This is a genomic window from Streptomyces sp. NPDC101152 (assembly GCF_044768275.1).
GTDB lineage: Bacteria > Actinomycetota > Actinomycetes > Streptomycetales > Streptomycetaceae > Streptomyces.
This window is the reverse complement of sequence record NZ_JBIWPO010000013.1, coordinates 18,831-37,577: the sequence shown is the minus strand read 5'-3', so window position 1 is coordinate 37,577 and position 18,747 is coordinate 18,831. Positions and strand designations below refer to the sequence as shown.

The 18,747-nt window shown below is 72.0% G+C and carries 16 protein-coding genes; 5 read left to right on the top strand and 11 right to left on the bottom strand.

Features of this window, described 5'->3' with window-relative positions; all coding sequences use genetic code 11:
• Nucleotides 1-4 precede the first annotated feature (4 nt).
• The 4 genes from ACIRVK_RS19125 to ACIRVK_RS19110 form a co-directional block, all read right to left on the bottom strand.
• Nucleotides 5-2,083, bottom strand: coding sequence for a fructose-specific PTS transporter subunit EIIC (locus tag ACIRVK_RS19125; RefSeq protein ID WP_404248440.1), 2,079 nt, complete (start codon nt 2,081-2,083; stop codon nt 5-7).
• A gap of 214 nt (nt 2,084-2,297) precedes the next feature.
• Nucleotides 2,298-3,245, bottom strand: coding sequence for a 1-phosphofructokinase (gene pfkB / locus ACIRVK_RS19120; protein ID WP_404248438.1), 948 nt, complete (start codon nt 3,243-3,245; stop codon nt 2,298-2,300).
• A gap of 40 nt (nt 3,246-3,285) precedes the next feature.
• Nucleotides 3,286-4,047, bottom strand: coding sequence for a DeoR/GlpR family DNA-binding transcription regulator (locus ACIRVK_RS19115; protein ID WP_404248436.1), 762 nt, complete (start codon nt 4,045-4,047; stop codon nt 3,286-3,288).
• 209 nt (nt 4,048-4,256) lie between these two features.
• A complete protein-coding gene (locus tag ACIRVK_RS19110) occupies nt 4,257-5,780 on the bottom strand; it encodes an MFS transporter (RefSeq protein WP_404248434.1) in 1,524 nt (507 codons plus the stop codon).
• A 62-nt stretch (nt 5,781-5,842) separates the two neighbouring features.
• Here ACIRVK_RS19110 and ACIRVK_RS19105 point away from each other — a divergent pair, with 62 nt between their 5' ends.
• On the top strand, nt 5,843-6,808 hold the full coding sequence (locus ACIRVK_RS19105) for a helix-turn-helix transcriptional regulator (RefSeq protein WP_404248432.1): 966 nt from the start codon (nt 5,843-5,845) through the stop codon (nt 6,806-6,808).
• 29 nt (nt 6,809-6,837) lie between these two features.
• On the opposite strand, the gene ACIRVK_RS19100 is transcribed toward ACIRVK_RS19105, so the two are convergent.
• Nucleotides 6,838-7,524, bottom strand: coding sequence for a TetR/AcrR family transcriptional regulator (locus tag ACIRVK_RS19100; protein WP_404248430.1), 687 nt, complete (start codon nt 7,522-7,524; stop codon nt 6,838-6,840).
• 497 nt (nt 7,525-8,021) lie between these two features.
• Complete coding sequence (locus ACIRVK_RS19095) at nt 8,022-9,020, bottom strand: RNA polymerase sigma factor RpoD/SigA (protein WP_404248428.1); 999 nt, start codon at nt 9,018-9,020, stop codon at nt 8,022-8,024.
• A gap of 198 nt (nt 9,021-9,218) precedes the next feature.
• On the opposite strand from ACIRVK_RS19095, the gene ACIRVK_RS19090 reads away from it, so the two are divergent.
• The gene (locus ACIRVK_RS19090; RefSeq protein WP_404248426.1) at nt 9,219-9,737 is read left to right on the top strand and encodes a GNAT family N-acetyltransferase; all 519 of its coding nucleotides are present in this window, start codon (nt 9,219-9,221) and stop codon (nt 9,735-9,737) included.
• A 31-nt stretch (nt 9,738-9,768) separates the two neighbouring features.
• Here ACIRVK_RS19090 and ACIRVK_RS19085 read toward each other — a convergent pair whose 3' ends face one another.
• Complete coding sequence (locus ACIRVK_RS19085) at nt 9,769-10,560, bottom strand: dioxygenase (RefSeq protein WP_404248424.1); 792 nt, start codon at nt 10,558-10,560, stop codon at nt 9,769-9,771.
• Between the two features lie 97 nt (nt 10,561-10,657).
• Here ACIRVK_RS19085 and ACIRVK_RS19080 point away from each other — a divergent pair, with 97 nt between their 5' ends.
• Nucleotides 10,658-11,173, top strand: a complete 516-nt coding sequence (locus ACIRVK_RS19080; protein ID WP_404248422.1) for a MarR family winged helix-turn-helix transcriptional regulator — start codon at nt 10,658-10,660, stop codon at nt 11,171-11,173.
• A gap of 120 nt (nt 11,174-11,293) precedes the next feature.
• Here the strand turns inward: ACIRVK_RS19080 and ACIRVK_RS19075 are convergent, their stop codons facing one another.
• Both ACIRVK_RS19075 and ACIRVK_RS19070 read right to left on the bottom strand, forming a co-directional pair.
• Entirely contained in the window at nt 11,294-12,835 is a 1,542-nt protein-coding gene (locus tag ACIRVK_RS19075) for an MFS transporter (RefSeq protein ID WP_404248420.1), read from the bottom strand.
• 166 nt (nt 12,836-13,001) lie between these two features.
• The gene (locus tag ACIRVK_RS19070) at nt 13,002-13,682 is read right to left on the bottom strand and encodes a TetR/AcrR family transcriptional regulator (RefSeq protein WP_404248418.1); all 681 of its coding nucleotides are present in this window, start codon (nt 13,680-13,682) and stop codon (nt 13,002-13,004) included.
• A gap of 726 nt (nt 13,683-14,408) precedes the next feature.
• On the opposite strand from ACIRVK_RS19070, the gene ACIRVK_RS19065 reads away from it, so the two are divergent.
• Both ACIRVK_RS19065 and ACIRVK_RS19060 read left to right on the top strand, forming a co-directional pair.
• Nucleotides 14,409-15,680 (top strand): M6 family metalloprotease domain-containing protein, encoded by a 1,272-nt coding sequence (locus ACIRVK_RS19065; RefSeq protein ID WP_404248416.1) that lies wholly within the window; start codon nt 14,409-14,411, stop codon nt 15,678-15,680.
• A gap of 95 nt (nt 15,681-15,775) precedes the next feature.
• Complete coding sequence (locus ACIRVK_RS19060) at nt 15,776-17,389, top strand: IclR family transcriptional regulator C-terminal domain-containing protein (protein WP_404248414.1); 1,614 nt, start codon at nt 15,776-15,778, stop codon at nt 17,387-17,389.
• A gap of 3 nt (nt 17,390-17,392) precedes the next feature.
• On the opposite strand, the gene ACIRVK_RS19055 is transcribed toward ACIRVK_RS19060, so the two are convergent.
• Both ACIRVK_RS19055 and ACIRVK_RS19050 read right to left on the bottom strand, forming a co-directional pair.
• Nucleotides 17,393-17,680, bottom strand: coding sequence for a hypothetical protein (locus ACIRVK_RS19055; protein ID WP_404248412.1), 288 nt, complete (start codon nt 17,678-17,680; stop codon nt 17,393-17,395).
• Between the two features lie 134 nt (nt 17,681-17,814).
• Nucleotides 17,815-18,660 carry an SDR family oxidoreductase gene (locus ACIRVK_RS19050; RefSeq protein WP_404248410.1) on the bottom strand — a complete coding sequence of 282 codons (846 nt, stop codon included), beginning with the start codon at nt 18,658-18,660 and terminating at the stop codon, nt 17,815-17,817.
• Between the last annotated feature and the right edge of the window lie 87 nt (nt 18,661-18,747).

The following is an 18,747-nucleotide window of genomic DNA, read 5'->3' as shown; positions in this document are numbered from 1 at the left end:
CCGGTCAGGCCGCCACGGGCTGCTTCGCCCCGGAGGCCGCGGTGGCCGCGTCGTCCGTCGCCGCGGCGGTCGCGGCTCCCGGCACCGGCTTGCGCATGCCCTTGAGGACCACCACCAGGGTCGCCGTGACGCACACGCCGACCGCGATGGCGATCAGGTAGAGGAACGGGTTGCCGATCAGCGGGACCACGAAGATGCCGCCGTGCGGGGCGCGCAGGGTGGCGCTGAAGAGCATCGACAGCGAGCCGGTGATGGCGCCGCCCACCATGGAGGAGGGGATGACGCGCAGCGGGTCGGCCGCGGCGAACGGGATCGCGCCCTCGGAGATGAAGGAGGCGCCGAGGACCCAGGCGGCCTTGCCGTTCTCGCGCTCGGTCTCGGTGAAGAGCCGGCCGCGGACCGTGGTGGCCAGTGCCATCGCGAGCGGCGGGACCATGCCGGCGGCCATGACCGCGGCCATGATCTTCATCGCCGAGTCGCTCGGGCTGGAGACCGCGATGCCGGCGGTGGCGAAGGTGTAGGCGACCTTGTTGACGGGGCCGCCGAGGTCGAAGCACATCATCAGGCCGAGCAGGGCGCCGAGCAGGACGGCGTTGGAGCCGGAGAGGCCGTTGAGCCAGTCGGTCATGCCCTTCTGGGCGGAGGCGATGGGCTTGCCCACGACCACGAACATCAGGAACCCGACGACCGCCGAGGAGATCAGCGGGATCACCACCACCGGCATGATGCCGCGCAGCACCGCCGGGATGTTGATCCGCTGGATCGCCATCACCACACCGCCGGCGAGCAGACCGGCGACGAGACCGCCGAGGAAGCCCGCGTTGATCGTGGACGCGATCATGCCGCCCACGAAGCCGGGGACGAGACCGGGCCGGTCCGCCATGCCGTACGCGATGTAACCGGCCAGGACCGGGACGAGGAAGCCGAAGGCCACGCCGCCGATCTGGAACATCAGGGCGGCCCAGCTGTCGGTCTGGGTCCAGACGAAGTGGTTCAGCACCGAGGGCGCGGTCTTGATCTGGTAGCCGCCGAGGGCGAACCCGAGGGCGATCAGCAGACCGCCCGCCGCGACAAACGGGACCATGTAACTCACGCCGGACATCAGCCACTTGCGCAGCTTGGTGCCGTAGCCCTCGCCGGACTCGCCGGCCCGCTCGACCGGCGTACCCCCGCGTGCGGGGGCGCCCGCGGTCACCTCGCCGCGCTCCGCCCTGCCGCGCACCTCGCTGATCAGCTCGCCGGGGCGGTTGATGCCGGCCTTCACGCCGACGTCGACGGTGGGCTTGCCGGCGAAGCGTTCCTTCTCCCGTACGGGAACGTCGTGCGCGAAGATCACGCCGTCCGCCGCCGCGATGACCGCCGGGTCGAGCCGGGTGAAGCCCGCCGAGCCCTGGGTCTCGACGACGAGTTCGACGCCCGCCTCGCGGCCCGCGTTCTCCAGGGACTCGGCCGCCATGTAGGTGTGGGCGATGCCGGTCGGGCAGGAGGTGACGGCGACGATGCGGAAGGGGCGCTCGTCGGCGGCGCCCGGAGCCGGGGCCGGGGCCGGGTTGTCCGTGGCGGCGTCGGCGGAGGCCGCCACCGACGACGCCACGGAGTCTGCAGGGGCGCCGTCGGCGGCGCTGGAGGCGTCCGCCGCCGGCGCGTCGCCGCGAATCAGCGCCGCCGCGGCCGCCGCGTCTCCCGCCGATCGCAGCGCGGCGGTGAACTCGGCGTTCATCAGCTGCCGGGCCAGCGAGGACAGGATCGTCAGGTGGGCGTCGTCGGCACCGGCGGGCGCGGCGATGAGGAAGATCAGGTCGGCGGGGCCGTCCGGAGCGCCGAAGTCGATCCCCGCGGCGCTGCGCCCGAAGGCGAGCGTCGGTTCGGTGACGTGCTCACTGCGGCAGTGCGGGATGCCGATGCCGCCGTCGAGGCCGGTCGGCATCTGGGCCTCGCGGGCGGCCACGTCGGCGAGGAAGCCCTCCAGGTCGGTCACCCGGCCCAGGGTCACCATGCGCTGGGCGAGGGCACGTGCCGCCGCTTCCTTGGTGTCGGCGGACAGGTCGAGATCGACCAGGTCCGCGGTGATCATGTCGCTCATCGCGGGCTCCTTCGCACGCGTACCGCCCGGACAGTCGGGTGGGCGGGTGTGGGGACGGGGGTGGGGATGTCGTGGGGGGATGGGGGACCGGAAGGCCCGTCAGCGGCGGCGAGTAACGGGGAGCGTCGCCGCTCGAGGGTCGGGTGGGGGGCCGCGTCGGGGGGCGTCGAGGCGCGTGGCGCGAGGGGCGCAGTCCTGGACGTCGTACGAAGGCTCATGACACGGGCTCCGTCAGTGGGCGGTCCACCGGAACGTCGGTCGTCACCGTGACCGACGCCGGGTCCAGGTCGGACGGGGTGGGCATCACGCTGCCCGGGAGCCGGACGGCCGCCGCGCCGTGGGCCACCGCCGAGGCGAGGGCGTCCGGGCCGCTGCCGCCCGCGATCAGGAAGCCCGCCAGGGACGAGTCACCGGCGCCGACATTGCTGCGGACGGCGTCGACGCGGGCGCTGCCGAACCAGGTGCCCGTGCCGTCGACGAGCAGTTGCCCATCGGCGCCCAGGCTCGCGAGGACGGCGCGTGCGCCCATCTCGCGCAGCTCCTCGGCCGCCTTCACCGCGTCGCCCACCGTGGCGAGGGGGCGCCCGACGGCCTCCGCGAGTTCCTCGGCGTTCGGCTTGACCACGTCGGGCCGCTCGCGCAGCGCCTCCAGAAGCGCACGCCCCGAGGTGTCCAGCGCGATCCGCGCGCCCCCGGCGTGCGCTCGCGCGACGACGTCGGCGTACCAGGCCGGCGCGAGCCCGCGCGGCAGGCTTCCGCAGCACGCGATCCAGTCCGCGTCCCGCGACTGCGCGCGCACCGTCTCCAGGAGCAGCTCCTGCTCGTCCGCCGACAGTTCGGGACCCGGCGCGTTGATCTTGGTGAGGACCCCGTCCGCCTCCGCGAGCGCGATGTTGGAGCGGGTGGCTCCGGCGACCGGCACCGGCGCGACCTCGATGCCCTGCGCGTCGAGCAGGTCCGCGACGAGCGCCCCCGGCGCGCCGCCCAGCGGCAGAACGGCGACCGTGCGCTGCCCGGCGGCCGCCACGGCCCGCGAGACGTTGACGCCCTTGCCGCCCGGGTCCATGCGTTCGCCGGTGGCCCGGATGACCTCGCCGCGCTCCAGCGAGGGGACCTCGTAGGTGCGGTCGAGGGACGGGTTGGGGGTGACGGTGAGGATCATGCGCACTCGTTTCTGAAACACACAGCACTTGCGTGCCGCTCTAGACACACAGCACTTCGGTGCCGCCCCGTTCGATGGCGACGGCGTCGTCCTGGCTCAGTCCGCTGTCGGTGATCAGCAGGTCCACGTCGCTGAGGTCGCCGAAGCGGGCGAAGTGCTCCTGACCGTGCTTGGCGGAGTCGGCGAGCAGCACCACGCGGCGGGCGGCGGCGAGGGCCGCGCGCTTGACGGCGGCCTCGGCGAGGTCGGGGGTGGTCAGGCCGTGGTCGGCGGAGAAGCCGTTGGCCGCGACGAAGAGGACGTCCGCCCGGATCTCTCCGTACGCGCGCAGCGCCCAGGCGTCCACGGCGGCGCGCGTACGGTGCCGTACGCGCCCGCCGACCAGGTGGAGCTGGATGCCGGGGTGGTCGGCGAGGCGGGCAGCGATGGGCAGGCTGTGGGTGACGACGGTGAGGGAGGACTCCAGCGGGATGGCGGCCGCGAGGCGGGCCACCGTCGTGCCGGCGTCGAGGATCAGGGTGCCCTCGACGGGCAGTTCCGCGACGGCCGCCTTGGCGATGCGGTCCTTCTCGTCGGCGGAGGTGCCCTCGCGCTCGGCGAGGTCCGGCTCGAAGTCGAGACGTCCGGCCGGGATGGCGCCGCCGTGCACCCGGCGGACCAGGCCGGCGCGGTCGAGTGCCTTGAGGTCCCGGCGGATCGTCTCCGCCGTGACCTGGAACTCCTCGGCCAGCGACACGACGTCCACCCGGCCGCCGTCACGGGCGAGCCGGAGGATCTCCTGCTGCCGCTCCGGTGCGTACATGTCCGTTCGCCTCCGACCCGATGTCCGACTGTTTCCGATTGATGCCCGAACTTGTGGCCTCAGTCGTGAGGCTACGCCCGCATTTCCGGAAAGTAAACAGGTTCGGGCATGGAGCGGACACAAACGGGCGTCAAGGCAGGTACGCACAGACGAAGGGCCCGCCCTCCCCATGGCATGGAGGACGGACCCTTGGACGACCCGGCGGCGGATCAGCCGACCAGCTGCGGCTCCTCCTCGCGCACGGAGCGCCCGGACGAGGCCGTACCGCCACCCTCGACATGCTGGGCCGGCCGCCTCGGCAGCGCGAACATCAGCACGAAGATCGCGCCCATGACGACCGCCACCCACACCAGCGCGTGCTGAAAGGCGTTCACGAACGCCGGCCCCACCTGGGCGGGCCGCAGCCGGTCGCCGACCTCACCGAAGAACACGACCGACACCAGTCCGAGCCCCAGGGCGTTGCCCATCTGCTGCACGGTGTTGATCAGCCCGGACGCCGAGCCCGCGTGCTCGCGCGGTACGTCCGACAGCACCGCGTCCGTCAGCGGCGCGACGATCAACCCCATGCCGATGCCCATCACGACCAGCGGCAGCGCCATCTGCCAGGAGGCGATGGCCGGCCCGTACCGCTCGGACTCCCCGATGTAGAGCAGCACGCCGACCGCCATCAGCAGCGCGCCCGCCTGGAGCACCCCGCGCCCGAACCGGGGCACGAGCTGCTGCACGGACAGCCCGGCCGCCGTGGAGACCGCGATCGAGAACGGAACGCCCGTGAGCCCCGCCCGCAGTGGGCTCCAGCCCAGCCCGACCTGCATGTACAGCGTCCACACCAGGAAGAACACGCCGAGCGCGACACCGAAGACGGTCTGCACGGCGATCCCGGCCGCGAAGCTCTTGACGCGGAACAGCGAGAGCTCGATCAACGGCGAGCCGTCCCGGACCGCCTTCCTCCGCTCGTACGCCACCAGCACCCCGAAGACCACGACCGCGCCGGCCATCGAGCCGTACCCCCACAGCGGCCAGCCCAGCTCGCGACCGCGGGTCAGCGGGTAGAGCAGCATCAGCAGGCCCAGCGTGACCAGCGCGACGCCCACCAGGTCCAGTTTCATCGCGCGCGGGGCCCTGGACTCGGTGATGAAGCGGCTGCCGAGGACAAGGCCTGCGATGCCGACGGGCAGGTTGATCAGGAAGATGGGGCGCCATGCGAGACCGAAGAGGTTCCACTCCGTCAGCAGCGCTCCGAGCAGCGGTCCGGTGACGGCGCCCAGACCCACGATCGCGCCGAACAGGCCGAAGACCTTGCCGCGTTCGTGCGCCGGGAAGGTCGCGTGCACGATCGAGAGGACCTGCGGCACCATCATCGCCGCCATGCCGCCCTGCAGGATCCGCGAGGCGACCAGCATCTCCGGGTTCGCGGCGAAGCCGCACAGCGCGGAGGCGAGGGTGAAGCCGCCGATGCCGACGAGGAACAGCCGTTTGCGTCCGTGAATGTCACCGAGGCGTCCGCCCGTGATCAGACCGGCGGCGAAGGCCAGCGCGTACCCCGCGGTGATCCACTGGATCTGGCTGAAGGACGCTCCCGCGTCCCGCTGGATCGAGGGGATCGCGATGTTGACGATCGTGACGTCGACGAGGTCCATGAAGGCCGCGGTCATCACGATCGCGAGCGCGAACCAGCGACGTCGGTCCGCTACGACGGCCGTACTCACGTCAGGTGTTTCGGTGGAGGTCATACCGTGAAGCTACGACTCCAGTAGGTCAGACCATGTCCTAGTGGTAGGGCATCCTCGAACCCATGACGACGGACACCCCGGCACGGCTCCTGCAGCTCCTCTCCCTCCTCCAGACGCCGCGCGAGTGGCCCGGCGGCGAGCTCGCCGAGCGGCTCGGGGTCTCGCGGCGCACGGTCCGGCGCGACATCGACCGGCTGCGCGAACTCGGCTATCCCGTGCAGGCCACGATGGGGTCGGACGGCGGCTACCGGCTGGTCGCGGGCAAGGCGATGCCCCCGCTCGTGCTCGACGACGAGGAGGCGGTGGCGATCGCGGTCGGCCTGCGCGCCGGCGCCGGGCACGCGCTGGAGGGGGTGGACGAGGCGTCCGTACGGGCCCTGGCCAAACTGGAGCAGGTGCTGCCCTCCCGGCTGCGCCACCGCGTCTCCACACTGCAGGCCGCGACGATGCCGCTGACCAGCGGGGACGGGGCGAGCATCGCGCCCGAGACGCTGACCGTGATGGCCTCCACGGTGGCGGGGCACGAGCGGCTGCGGTTCGCCTACCGCGCGAAGGACGGCACCGGGTCGCGGCGCCTCACGGAGCCGTACCGGCTGGTCTCGACCGGGCGCCGCTGGTACCTCGTCGCCTACGACCTCGATCGCGCCGACTGGCGGACGTTCCGCGTCGACCGGGTGAGCGACCCGTTCGCGACGGGCGCCCGCTTCACCCCACGGGAGCTGCCGACGGGGAGCGCGGCCGAATACCTGCGCCGCTCCATGCAGCGGCAGCAGGAGTCCTACGACTTCGAGGTCACCTTCGCCGCCCCCGCCGAGGCCGTCGCCGCGCGCCTGCCCGCGTGGCTGGGGGCGCCACAACCGCTGGGCCCCGCGTCCTGCCGCCTGCGGGCCACGGTCAGCGACACCCCGGACTGGACCGCGGTCCGCCTGGCTCTGGCGGGCTTCGAATTCACCGTGCAGGAGCCGACGGAACTCGCGGAGTGTGTACGGGAGTTGGGGGGACGGCTGCTGCGGGCAGGGGGTGGGTGAGGCGGAGGCGGGCCGGGGATACCGGCGTCCTACCGCCCCTCCCCCGCGATCTCCCCCCACGGAAAGTCCCGCAGCGCCTCCAGGTTCCGCAGCGCGATCGCCGCGGGGCCCGTCGGCCCCGTCGGCGGTGCCTCGCCGGCCGCCCACGCCTCCACGGCCACCCTCACCGCGGCACAGGCCACCGCGGCGGCGAACCGCAGCAGCGGGGAGGAACCGGAGCCCGTGCCAACGTTGTCGTCACGCAACCGCTCCTCCAGCACCTCCGCCAGTCTGCCCTCCCCCTCGTGGCACACCTCGGCCCACACCTTGCCGAGCGCCGGGCTCGTGTCGGTCAGGCGGATCAGGGTGCGAACGAAGTCCCAGGAGGACGTGGAGACGCCCGCGCCCGGGGTGAAGGTGTGCCGGACCGCGTGTGCCAGGGCCTCGGGCACGGAGAGGTCGGCGGGGGCCTCGGCGACCGCGTCCGACCAGCGCTGGGCGCCGGTCGCGTACAGCGGGGCGACGGCCTCCTCCTTGGTCGCGAAGTAGCGGTAGAACGTGCGCGGCGCGACACCCGCGGCCTGCGCGATGTCCTCCGCCCGAGTGGCTCGCAGGCCCTGACGCATGAACAGTCCGGCCGCCGCGCGGGCGATCTCCATTCTGGTCGCGGCCTTGCGCCGCTCGGTGAGGGAGAGCGAGGGCGGGCGTTGGTCCGGTGCGGGGGTGGAGCTGCTCACGCCGGCAGGCTATGCCGGTGTGGCACAATCTGCCATTCGGCGGGCCACCCCGGGGTTCAGGTCCGGGGTGACCCGCCCTCCGGCACGCCCGCACGACCCGAAGGGCCCGCGATCGGCGCGGAAAGAAGCCGGGCCCCGGCGCCCGGGGGGAAGGGCGCCGAAGCCCGACTCGGGAAGGTCCCGGCGCCGGGGGGGATGTGCGTCGGGACTTGGCTCGAGGGGTCAGGGAGTCCAGTGGTCGGGGGACCGGGCGGTCGGGGGGTCAGAGGTCGTCTGGACTGGACCTTTTGAGGCTTCAGGGTCGGCCTTGTGGGTCGAACTCCCGTGCCCTGAAGTCTTGTTCCCCGCCTTCGACGGTTGAAGCGGCGTAACACCGCCATGTTTGCGCTGTCTTGAGCCACCCGGCGTACGCGGTCACCGACCGTCGCACGCCGACCGCCGTGCACCGGGCCGCCCGCGCGTCCCGGTGCCCACCGGCAGGGTGGCTCTGCGGCGCCCTACGCCGCCGCTTCGAAGCCGGTGCTGCGGGCCAGCTTCTTCAGCTCCAGCAGGGCGTGCTTCTCGATCTGACGGATGCGCTCGCGCGTCAGCCCGTGCTCCTTGCCGACCTCGGTCAGCGTGCGCTCGCGGCCGTCCTCGATGCCGTAGCGCATCTTGATGATGGACGCGGTGCGCGGTTCGAGGCGGCCGATGAGGTCGTCCAGTTCCTCGCTGCGCAGGAGGGTCAGGACCGACTGCTCCGGCGAGACCGCCGAGGTGTCCTCCAGCAGGTCGCCGAACTGGGTCTCGCCCTCGTCGTCCACCGACATGTTGAGGGAGACCGGGTCACGGGCCCAGTCCAGGACGTCGATCACCCGGTCCGCGGTGGAGCCGAGCTCGGCGGCGATCTCCGCGGGCTCCGGGTCGCGGCCGTGCTCACGGTTGAACTCGCGCTGGACACGGCGGATCCGGCCCAGCTCCTCCACCAGGTGGACGGGCAGCCGGATGGTGCGGGACTGGTCGGCTATCGAGCGCGTGATGGCCTGACGGATCCACCAGGTCGCGTAGGTCGAGAACTTGAAGCCCTTGGCGTAGTCGAACTTCTCGACCGCGCGCACCAGACCCGCGTTGCCCTCCTGGATCAGGTCGAGCAGGGGCAGACCGCTGCGGGGGTAGCGGCGGGCCACGGCCACGACCAGGCGGAGGTTGGAGCGGATGAAGACGTCCTTGGCCCGCTCGCCCTCGGCGACCAGGGCCTCCAGCTCCTCGCGGGAGGCGTCGGCCTTGGACTCCTCGTACCCGTCGAGAACCTGTCGCGCGAACACACCCGCCTCGATGATCTGGGACAGCTCGACCTCCTTGGCGGCGTCGAGCAGCGGTGTGCGCGCTATCTCGTCGAGGTACATGCCGACCAGGTCGCGGTCTGCGATCTCGCCGCCATGTGCGCGAACACTGCTTGCCGTGTCGACGGTCTCGCCGGTGGCGGACTGACGACGGGCGACGGCACGGGTTGCCATGCGTGCTCCCTTGCAATGGTGGGCTGGCGGGTTGTCCTGTCTCAGACGCCGGGCACTCGCCTTCGAGTACCGCTCAGCACTGTGGTCGGGTGCCCTGCATCCGTTGGAAACAACGACTGGAATCCGGACAGAATTCCCAACCCGTCCTCCCATTTTTCTGATCATGCAGTACCCTGTCCGGCCACACGAGGAGGCCAGATGTCGCCGCAGCGTACGGAGGTGCAGGTCAGACCGGGAGTCGAGGCTGACCTCGAAGCCCTCACCGACCTCTACAACCACTACGTACGTGAGACGCCGATCACATTCGATACGGCTGTGTTCACTGCCGAGGAGCGCCGCCCCTGGCTGCTCTCCCACCCTGAAGACGGACCGCACCGCCTGAAGGTTGCCGCAGACGCGGACACACAGGAAATTCTGGGTTACGCCACATCCAGCCCTTACCGGCCCAAGCCCGCCTACGGGACCTCGGTGGAGGTCACGGTGTACGTCGCCCCGCACGCGGGCGGACGCGGCATCGGCACCCTCCTCTACAAGGCCCTCTTCGCGTCCCTGGCCGGCGAGGACCTGCACCGCGCGTACGCGGGCATCGCCCAGCCCAACGAAGCGTCCACGCGGCTGCATGAACGCTTCGGGTTCCGGCACGTCGGCACCTACCGGGAGGTGGGCCGGAAGTTCGGCCGCTACTGGGACGTCGCCTGGTACGAGAAGGAGCTCTGAGGCGGGCTGCAGGGGCCGCAGGCAGGGCCTCTCAGCCGAACTGCACCGACCGCTTCGCCATCCCCATCCAGAAGCCGTCGATCACCGACTTCTGCCCGTCCAGCTCACCGGCCGCCTCCGCGGCGCCCATCGTGACGAACAGCGGGGCGAAGTGCTCGGTGCGCGGGTGGGCGTAGCGGCCGGCCGGGGCCTTGTCGAGGAAGTCGAGCAGGCTGTCCCAGTCCCGGTTCTCCAGCGCCCGGTGCCCCCAGTCGTCGAACTCCGAGGACCAGGTCGGCACGCCGCTGCCGGCGTGGCGCAGGGCGGCCAGGTTGTGGGTGAAGAACCCGGAGCCGACGATCAGTACACCCTCGTCGCGCAGCGGCGCCAGCTTGCGGCCGATCTCCATCAGCCTGACCGGGTCGAGGGTCGGCATGGAGATCTGCAGGACCGGGATGTCTGCGGCCGGGAACATCTCGACGAGCGGCACGTACGCGCCGTGGTCCAGGCCGCGGTCCGGGATGTCCTGCACGGGGGTGCCCGGGGCGCGCAGCAACTTGCGCACGGACTCGGCGAGTTCGGGGGCGCCCGGTGCCTCGTAGCGCACCTGGTAGTAGTGCTCGGGGAAGCCCCAGAAGTCGTAGACCAGCGGGACCGTGCGTACCGCGCCGAGAGCGAGCGGGGCCTCCTCCCAGTGGGCGGAGACCATGAGGATCGCCTTGGGGCGGGGCAGGTCTGCCGACCAGGCGGCGAGTTCACCGGGCCAGATCGGGTCGTCCGCGAGCGGCGGGGCGCCGTGGCTGAGGTAGAGCGCGGGCATGCGCTCCTGCGTGGCGGCGGACATGACGACAGCTCCCTGATGGTTGAATTCTCAAACTCTCTGAACGGAGCTTACGCCGCATTTGTTTAATTTTCAAGGAGAGGCCTCGTACAGTAGATACATGAATACGGCATCCGCATCCGCTGACGAGACCGAGCCCCGCTGGCTCACCGATGAGGAACAGCGCATCTGGCGCTCCTACTGGCACGCCACGACGCTCCTCGAGGACCACCTCGACCGTCAGCTCCAGCGGGACGCGGGCATGCCGCACATGTACTACGGCCTCCTCGTCGGCCTCGCCGAGGCCCCGCGCCAGCGGCTGCGGATGACCGAGCTGGCGATGAAGTCGAAGATCACCCGCTCCCGGCTCTCGCACGCGATCGCCCGGCTGGAGAAGAACGGCTGGGTGCGCCGCGAGGACTGCCCCTCCGACAAGCGCGGCCAGTTCGCGGTCCTGACGCCGGCCGGCCGGGAGGTGCTGGAGCGCACCGCGCCTGGCCATGTCACGGCCGTCCGGCAGGCCGTCTTCGCGCGGCTGACCCCCGAACAGCAGGAGACCCTCGGCGAGATCATGCAGATCGTCGCCGAGGGCCTGCAGCCCAACGAGGCGGGCGCGGACCTGCCCTGGCTCCGCTGAGCCGCTCACTCAGCGAAGACCAGGGCAGGTCCCGGGGTGTACGCGGGGGGCGTCCCCTTCCCCCTGCGTACGGATGGTCGGTGATTCCGAAGGGGTACGGCTACGGCCGGTCGGGGGCCGTCAGTGGGCGACCACCGGGACGGCGAGTTCGTCCTCGACGCCCTCCTCGGAGCCGGCGACGGTGTTCGAGCCGGGGGTGCCGGCGTTGACCAGCGTCACCACGATGACCGCGGCGGCCACCAGCATGCCGACGGCGAACCAGATCGCGTTGGTGTAGCCGTGCACCTGGCCCTGCAGGGCCACCAGCTGCTGCTGCGACTTGGAGGCCGCACCGGCGATGTGGTCCTTGATGTACGCGGTCGTCGCGGACGCGGCGATCGTGTTCAGCAGGGCGGTGCCGATCGCGCCGCCCACCTGCTGCGAGGTGTTGACCATCGCGGAGGCGACACCGGCGTCCCGGGGCTCGACGCCCAGGGTGGCCAGGGACATGGCCGGCATGAACGCCGTACCCATGCCGAGACCGAGCAGCAGCATGGCGGGCAGGATCGTCGAGGCGTACGACGAGCCGATCTCCAGCTGCGTCATCAGCAGCATGCCGACCGAGGCGACCAGGAAGCCGGGGCCCATCAGCAGCCGGGCCGGGACCCGGGTCATCAGACGGGCGCCGATCTGGGTGGAGCCGACCATCATGCCGGCGATCATCGGCAGGAAGGCGAAGCCGGTCTTGATCGGCGAGAAGCCCTTCACGACCTGGAGGTAGTAGGTCAGGAAGAGGAAGGTGCCGAACATCGCGATAATGGCGATGCCGAGCGAGAGGTAGATGCCGCCGCGGTTGCGGTCGGTCACCACGCGCAGCGGCAGCAGCGGCGCCTTGACCCTGGCCTCGGTGACGACGAAGGCCAGCAGGAGGACGGCGGAGGCGATGAACAGGCCGACGGTCATGGAGTCGCCCCAGCCGTCGGTCTCGGCCCGGGTGAAGCCGTAGACCAGCGAGATCAGACCCAGGGTGGACAGCAGCACACCGGGGATGTCGAGCGGGTTGCGGTTGCGGCCGCCCTCGGGCTCACGGATGACGAAGTACGCGCCGAGCGCCGCGACGATGGCGAACGGGATGTTGACGAAGAACGTCCAGCGCCAGTCCAGGTACTCGGTCAGCACACCGCCGAGGATGAAGCCGACGGCGCCGCCGCCGCCAGCGATCGCGCCGTAGATGCCGAAGGCCTTGGCGCGCTCCTTGGCGTCCGTGAACATCACGGCGAGCAGGGAGAGCGCGGCGGGCGCGAGCATGGCGCCGAAGACGCCCTGCAGGGCGCGGGCGCCGAACATCATGGCGCCGGTGGTGGCCGCCCCGCCGAGCGCGGAGGCGGCGGCGAAGCCGGTCAGGCCGATGACGAAGGCCCGCTTGCGGCCCCACAGGTCGGCTATGCGGCCGCCGAAGAGCAGCAGACCGCCGAAGGCGAGCGCGTAGGCCGTGACGACCCACTGCCGGTTGCCGTCGGAGATGCCCAGGTCGTGCTGGGCGGAGGGCAGCGCGATGTTCACGATGGTGGCGTCGAGGACGACCATCAGCTGGGCCAGCGCGATGAAGACGAGCGCCTTCCAGCGATTGGAGTCGGCGGCACCTGGGGTGCTGCCGGGAGCCTTTGCGGCTGTTTCAGACATGGGTGTACCCACTTCGGGACTTCGTGACGGATAGCTTCGGCAAGCTTCGAAAGGCTTCGGAAGCTTCGAAAAACGGAGACGAAGGCCGACGGCCGGTCCTCGTCGACGGCCGTGCGGTTCGGAGATTGGGACTGGTGTGGAGCGCTGAACTAATCGGTCGGGTCGGTCACTGCCGGCGCAGATCCTCCATGGTGGCGGCCGCACCCGGCAGGACCGAGCGGGCCGGGGCCCGCAGTCCGTCCAGGAACAGCTGCAGATGACGGTGGACGAAGCGGTCGCCGCCGAGGCAGTCCATGCCGGCCGGCGGCCGGCTGAGCTGGGCAACGGCGACCATCAGGTCGCCGACGCCGACATCGGGGCGGAGCTGGCCGGCCGACCTGGCGCGGTCCATGACCTCCTCGATGATCTGCTCGCACCGCTCGCGGGCCGCTTCGAGATCGGGGTGGTTCTTGTCGAAGGTGCTGGAGACCATCGGGCACAGGGCGCTGACGCGTTCGTCGGCTGACGTGTGCACGAAACGCTCCAGCGCCTCGAAGGCGTCCCCGTGCTCCGCGAGCGCCTGCTCGGCCGCCTCCGCCGTCCGGTCCATGACGGAGCAGACGACCTCGCGGACGAGCGCGTCGCGGTCGGGGAAGTTGCGGTACACCGTGGCGTTGCCGACGCCGGCCCGGCGGGCGATCTCGTCGAGTGGCACGTCGGGGCCGTACTCGGTGAACATCTCGCGGGCGGCGGTGACGATCCGCTCCCGGTTGCGCAGGGCGTCGGCGCGGGGCCGGGTCACCTTGCGCTGTGCGGGCTGCGCGGTCGTCGTGGCGGTCACGGTGTCCTCCTCTGGTTCTGGGCCCATCGACGGGCTGCGTGGTCGATCTCGCCGATGGGGCTGCGATCCGGGGAGACGTTCCCCGTTTCGCTCGGACGAAGGGTTAAACGGGGAAAGCGTCCCCGGTTATTTCCCGGACCCGACCTGATTTTTTGTGACCTGGGTCACACCCGCGTTTACCCGGCAGAACACCCTTCGGGCCCGGCTCGGACTCGGTTCGGCCCCCGCCCGTTCCCAGTCCGCTTCGGCCCCCACCAGGCCCCCGGTCCAGACGCGGCTGAGACCCCGCCCGGGCCGGCCGGGACCCCGCCCCGCGCCCGAACCCGGCTCAGCCCCCACCCGGACGTCCGAACGCCCCCCGGACCCCGCTCCTACCCCGCTCAGACCCGGCCCAGATCCCGCCCGACCCCGCTCATGCCCCGCCCCGCCCCTGCCCGGACCGGTCGAGATCCCGCCCGGAACCCGCTCACCCCGTCCGAACCCCGCCCGGACCGGCCCCTGGGATCCCGTCCGGACCCCGCTCACACCCTGTCCGGATCCCGCCCCGACCCGTCTCAGCCCGGTCCAGATTCCGTCCGGACCCCGCGCTCGGACCCCGCCCGGACCTGCCGCGGACACCGTCCGGGTCCCGCTGAGAGCGCGGTTCGGACCCCGTTCGGACTCGTTCAGCGGGCGGTCGTCCTTTCCCCGAACCAGGGTGATCGAAAGGGCGCAGCCCGGGAACGGCGGCTGCCATGGACGAAAGGCCCGTGCATGCCGCTCAGCCGTCGGATACCCCCGCGCCGGGCGGCCGCCGTCGCCGCCGCGACCGCGCTCATCCTGATGGTCGCCACCTCCGCCGGCACGGCACACCTCAGGACGGGCCGCACGGCAGCCGGCCCGACCGCGATGGCCCGCAGCGCCGCGCTCACCCCCTGCCTGATCAACGGCAACCGCACCGTCCAGATGTCCGAGGGCGTGCCCACCACGGCCGGCTACTCCCGCTCGACGGGCACCGTCCACGCCCTGACCCTGATGATCGACTTCTCGGACGCGCCGGGCCCGGGCGACGCCCTCGACCGCTTCCGCGAGTTCTTCCCGAAGACCCGCCAGTGGTATCGCACCGCCTCCTACGGCCGCCTCGACTACCGCCCCGAGACCCCGATCCGGCACTGGCTGCGCATGCCGAAGCCGTTCAAGGCCTACGGCATAGAGCGCGGCGCCCCCTTCGACCCCGGCTACCGCGAGCTGCTCCAGGACATCGTGAGCGCCGCCGATCCCCAGGTCGACTTCCGCACCTACGACTTCCTGAACGTCCTGGTGACCCCGAACGCGGGGCCGTCCGCCCTGGACACGGTCCTGTCCGTCACCTTCGCCGGCAACGCGGACGCCCCCGTCGCGGACGGCGTCCCCATCGCCAACGCGTCCTTCGTCTACTCCCGCCAGGACGACGGCTCGGGCTCGTACGCCCGGACCGGCTACCGCGTGCTGCCGCACGAGAACGGGCATGCCTTCGGACTGCCCGACCTGTACACCCAGGAAGGCGGGGGGTCGGTCGGCCACTGGGACATCATGAGCGAGGACTGGGGCGCCAACAACGACTTCCTCGGCTGGCACAAGTGGAAGCTCGGCTGGCTCGACCCCACACAGGTCAGCTGCGCGTCGACCCGCGGCACGGCGGAGTACACCCTCACCCCGCTGGCTCGCGCGGGCGGCCCGAAACTGGTCTTCATCCCCCTCGGCCCGCACACCGGGTACGCCCTGGAACTGCGCACCCCCGAAGGCAACGACGAGGCGGTCTGCCGCCCCGGCGTCCTCGTCTACGAGGTCGACGCCGACGTGGACACCGGGATGGGACCGGTGAAGGTCTACGACTCCCACCCCGACAGCGGCGGCTGCACCCGCAGCCCGAACGTCCAGGCCGAACTGTCCGACGCGACCTACGCACCCGGTGAGGTGTTCAGCGACGCGAAGAGCAGGGTCCGGGTCGAGGTGCTGGGGGTGGACGGGTCAGGGGGCTATCAGGTGGCGGTGACGCGAGGGTGAGGCCGGGAGGCGGCCGGCAGAGGGTCGCCGTCCGACCTGCTCAGCGCCCGGGCGCATTACGGTAGGGCTGCCGTGACCGCCGTACCGGAGAGCCGATGCCCGCGAACCCCGACCCCGATCTCGACGCCGCCTCTCCCGTCGTACCGGCCGAGGCGGTCGCGCCACTGATCCGCGGGGTCGCCGTGCTGCACCGGCTCACGGAGGCGGGCGGCACGCTGAGTCTGAGCGCGCTGGAACGGGCGACGGGCCTGGCCCGTTCCACGGTCGACCGCGTCACCGCCACCCTGGCCCGCATGGGGTACGTCCGCCTCGACGGCCGCGACGCGGTCCTCGCCCCCCGCCTGATGGAACTGGGCAACGCCTACCTCGCCGCCCTCCGTCTGCCGGCGCTCCTGGACGCGCACGCGGACGCCCTCGCCGACGAGCTGGACGAGTCGGTGTCCCTGGCCGTCGCCGACCGCGACGGCATCCGCTTCATCCACCAGGCCACCCGCCGCCGCGCGATGTCCCTCAGCTTCCGCATCGGCGACCTCCTGCCGGCCGAACGCACCGCACCGGGCGCCCTGTTCGCGACCGAGTGGACGGACGCCGACTGGCGGGCGTGGCGCGAACGCCGGGCGGCGGACCCGGAGGACCGCGGCTTTCCCGCGGTACCGCCCAGGGAGTCACCGGCCGGGCACGGCGACGACGGCAGCTTCGAGCGCCGGGTCGCGGCGGCCCGCCTGGACGACTGCGCCCTGGACGACCAACTGATCGAGCCGGGGCTGGTCGCGGTCTCCGTGCCGGTACGGGACCCGCGCACCGGACGCGTCGCGTGCGCCGCGAACGTGGTGAGCCACACCAGCCGGCACACCGCGGCGGACCTCCGCGCCACCCTCCTCCCCCGCCTGCGCGCCGCGGTACGGGCGATGGAGGCCGACCTGGCCGCGGCGCCCCCTCCTCACCCCACGCCGCCGCCGTCCGGCCTGGCGACCTGGACCGGCGCGTCGAAGCAGGAACTGGGCCGGGAGTTCGTCGAGTCCCTGGCCCGCGGCCTGACGGTGCTGACCGCCTTCGGCGAGGGACGTTCCGCCCTGACCCTCACCCAGGTCGCCCAGGCGACGGGCCTGCCCCGGGCGACGGCACGCCGGGCCCTGATCACGTACGAGCACCTCGGCCTCGTACGCGCCGAGGACCGCCTGTTCGCACCGACCCCCCGCGTCCTGTCCCTCGGCTTCCCGCCCCTCTCCCGCACGTCCCTCCCCGAGATCGCCGCGCCGCACATGACCGAACTCGCCGCCCGCGTCCACGAGTCGACCTCGCTGTCGGTCCTGTCCGGAACCGACATCCAGTACACGGCCCGGGTCGCCACGCGCCGCGTGATGAGCGTCGACATCACGGTGGGCACCCGGTTGCCCGCGTACGCGACGTCGATGGGCCGGGTCCTGCTGGCGGACACGCCGGGCGTAGCGGCCGACCTGGGTGACGTCCGCTCCCAGGGCTACGCCGTGGTCGACGAGGAACTGGAGGAGGGCCTGCGCTCCATCGCGGTCCCGGTCCGCGACCACACGGGCCACACCGTCGCCGCCCTGGACGTCGCGGTGCACGCCGCCCGGCACACGGTCGAGGAGTGCGTACGGGACATCCTTCCCGAACTCCGCCGAACCGCCGACCTCGTCGAGTCCGACCTGCACGTGGCGGGCCGCTTCACCCGGGTCCCGGTGTCCTGACGGTCAGAGGACCCCGAGGCAGGTGCGGTTCGATCGGAGCTGGTCCCAGGTTGTCGAGGCCTCGGCCAAGTGGGCGGCGCACCGGGTCAGTTGCGGGTGGTGAAAGCTGAGCGGCGTGGCGTCGCGGAGTGTGCCGCACAGGGCGGTCAGGTGGGTGAGGGTCGATCCGAGCTGCGCGGCGGCAGCGTCCAGCCAGTCCCCCAGTTGCTCCGGATCGGCCGGGGGTGCCTCACGCGTGAGGTGGAGCAGTCGCGCGGTCGCGGTCGCGGCGTCGGTCGCTGCGGCTTCCATGGACGGTCTCCCTGCGTTCGCTCGTGCGGATGGCCCGCCCCGGACCCGGCGGGGGATGTGCGGGTCCGGGGCGGTGCTGGGGGCCGCGGCGCGGAGTTGCTCGAAGGCGCCGGCGGCACTGGCTCAGGACGCCGTCACTTGAAGGCGTGGACGTTGCGCTCGGCCCATCCGGCGAAGGAGCCCGCCGGGCGGCCGAGGATCCGCTCGACGTCGGGGCTGACCCGCTGTTCGGCGGGGAGCGGCTCGCCGAGGATGTCGAGGGTGCCCTCGATCACCGGCTCGGGCATGAACTGCGCCATGTGCTCGCGGGCCTGTTCGCGGGTCAGCTCCACGAAACCCACCTCCTCGCCGAGCGCCTTCGCCAGCGCCGCCGCCTGCTGGCGCGGGGTGACGGCGGCCGGGCCGGTCAGCTCGTAGGTCTGCCCGGAGTGGCCCTCGTCGCGCAGGACGACGGCGGCGACCTCGGAGATGTCCGCCGGGTCCACGACCGGCAGCGCCACGTCGGCGAACGGGGCGATCACCGCGCGCTGCGTGCGGACGGTCTCGATCCAGGCGTAGGCGTTGGAGGCGAAGCCGCCCGGACGCAGGATCGTCCAGTCCAGGCCCGAGGAGCGTACGGCCTCTTCGAACTCCCGCAGCCGGCCGTGCGAGAGGGCGTCGGGGCGGGTGCCGTTGATCTGCGAGGAGAGCAGCACCACGCGCCGCACGCCGGCCTCCCGGACCGCGGCCAGGACCTCGGCGGCGGGCGCGCCGCCGCCGAGCAGCTCGCCTGCCAGCAGGATGAACAGGGCGTCCGCGCCGTCCAGCGCGGGGCCGAGGGTGAGGGGATCGGCGAGGTCGGCGCGGACATGCCGCGCTCCCTCCGGAAGGTCGTAGGACAGGGGGCTGCGGGAGACGGCCGTGACTTTCTCGCCCGCCGTGGTGAGGGCCTCGACGAGGGGACGGCCGACGTTTCCGGAGGCTCCGGTGACAACGATCATGAGAACTCCAAGGTCGTGAAGAAGAAAGGCGTGAAGAAGAGGGAGAGTTGGCAGCGGTCGGGCTCTGTCTTCGACGTTAGCATCCTC

Bases quoted from the DNA above. Each gene is read 5' to 3' on its own strand.
- ACIRVK_RS19125 (WP_404248440.1), bottom strand. From the start codon at position 2,083: ATGAGCGACATGATCACCGCGGACCTGGTCGATCTCGACCTGTCCGCC.
- pfkB (WP_404248438.1), bottom strand. From the start codon at position 3,245: ATGATCCTCACCGTCACCCCCAACCCGTCCCTCGACCGCACCTACGAG.
- ACIRVK_RS19115 (WP_404248436.1), bottom strand. From the start codon at position 4,047: ATGTACGCACCGGAGCGGCAGCAGGAGATCCTCCGGCTCGCCCGTGAC.
- ACIRVK_RS19110 (WP_404248434.1), bottom strand. From the start codon at position 5,780: ATGACCTCCACCGAAACACCTGACGTGAGTACGGCCGTCGTAGCGGAC.
- ACIRVK_RS19105 (WP_404248432.1), top strand. From the start codon at position 5,843: ATGACGACGGACACCCCGGCACGGCTCCTGCAGCTCCTCTCCCTCCTC.
- ACIRVK_RS19095 (WP_404248428.1), bottom strand. From the start codon at position 9,020: ATGGCAACCCGTGCCGTCGCCCGTCGTCAGTCCGCCACCGGCGAGACC.
- ACIRVK_RS19090 (WP_404248426.1), top strand. From the start codon at position 9,219: ATGTCGCCGCAGCGTACGGAGGTGCAGGTCAGACCGGGAGTCGAGGCT.
- ACIRVK_RS19085 (WP_404248424.1), bottom strand. From the start codon at position 10,560: ATGTCCGCCGCCACGCAGGAGCGCATGCCCGCGCTCTACCTCAGCCAC.
- ACIRVK_RS19080 (WP_404248422.1), top strand. From the start codon at position 10,658: ATGAATACGGCATCCGCATCCGCTGACGAGACCGAGCCCCGCTGGCTC.
- ACIRVK_RS19075 (WP_404248420.1), bottom strand. From the start codon at position 12,835: ATGTCTGAAACAGCCGCAAAGGCTCCCGGCAGCACCCCAGGTGCCGCC.
- ACIRVK_RS19070 (WP_404248418.1), bottom strand. From the start codon at position 13,682: ATGGGCCCAGAACCAGAGGAGGACACCGTGACCGCCACGACGACCGCG.
- ACIRVK_RS19065 (WP_404248416.1), top strand. From the start codon at position 14,409: ATGCCGCTCAGCCGTCGGATACCCCCGCGCCGGGCGGCCGCCGTCGCC.
- ACIRVK_RS19060 (WP_404248414.1), top strand. From the start codon at position 15,776: ATGCCCGCGAACCCCGACCCCGATCTCGACGCCGCCTCTCCCGTCGTA.
- ACIRVK_RS19055 (WP_404248412.1), bottom strand. From the start codon at position 17,680: ATGGAAGCCGCAGCGACCGACGCCGCGACCGCGACCGCGCGACTGCTC.
- ACIRVK_RS19050 (WP_404248410.1), bottom strand. From the start codon at position 18,660: ATGATCGTTGTCACCGGAGCCTCCGGAAACGTCGGCCGTCCCCTCGTC.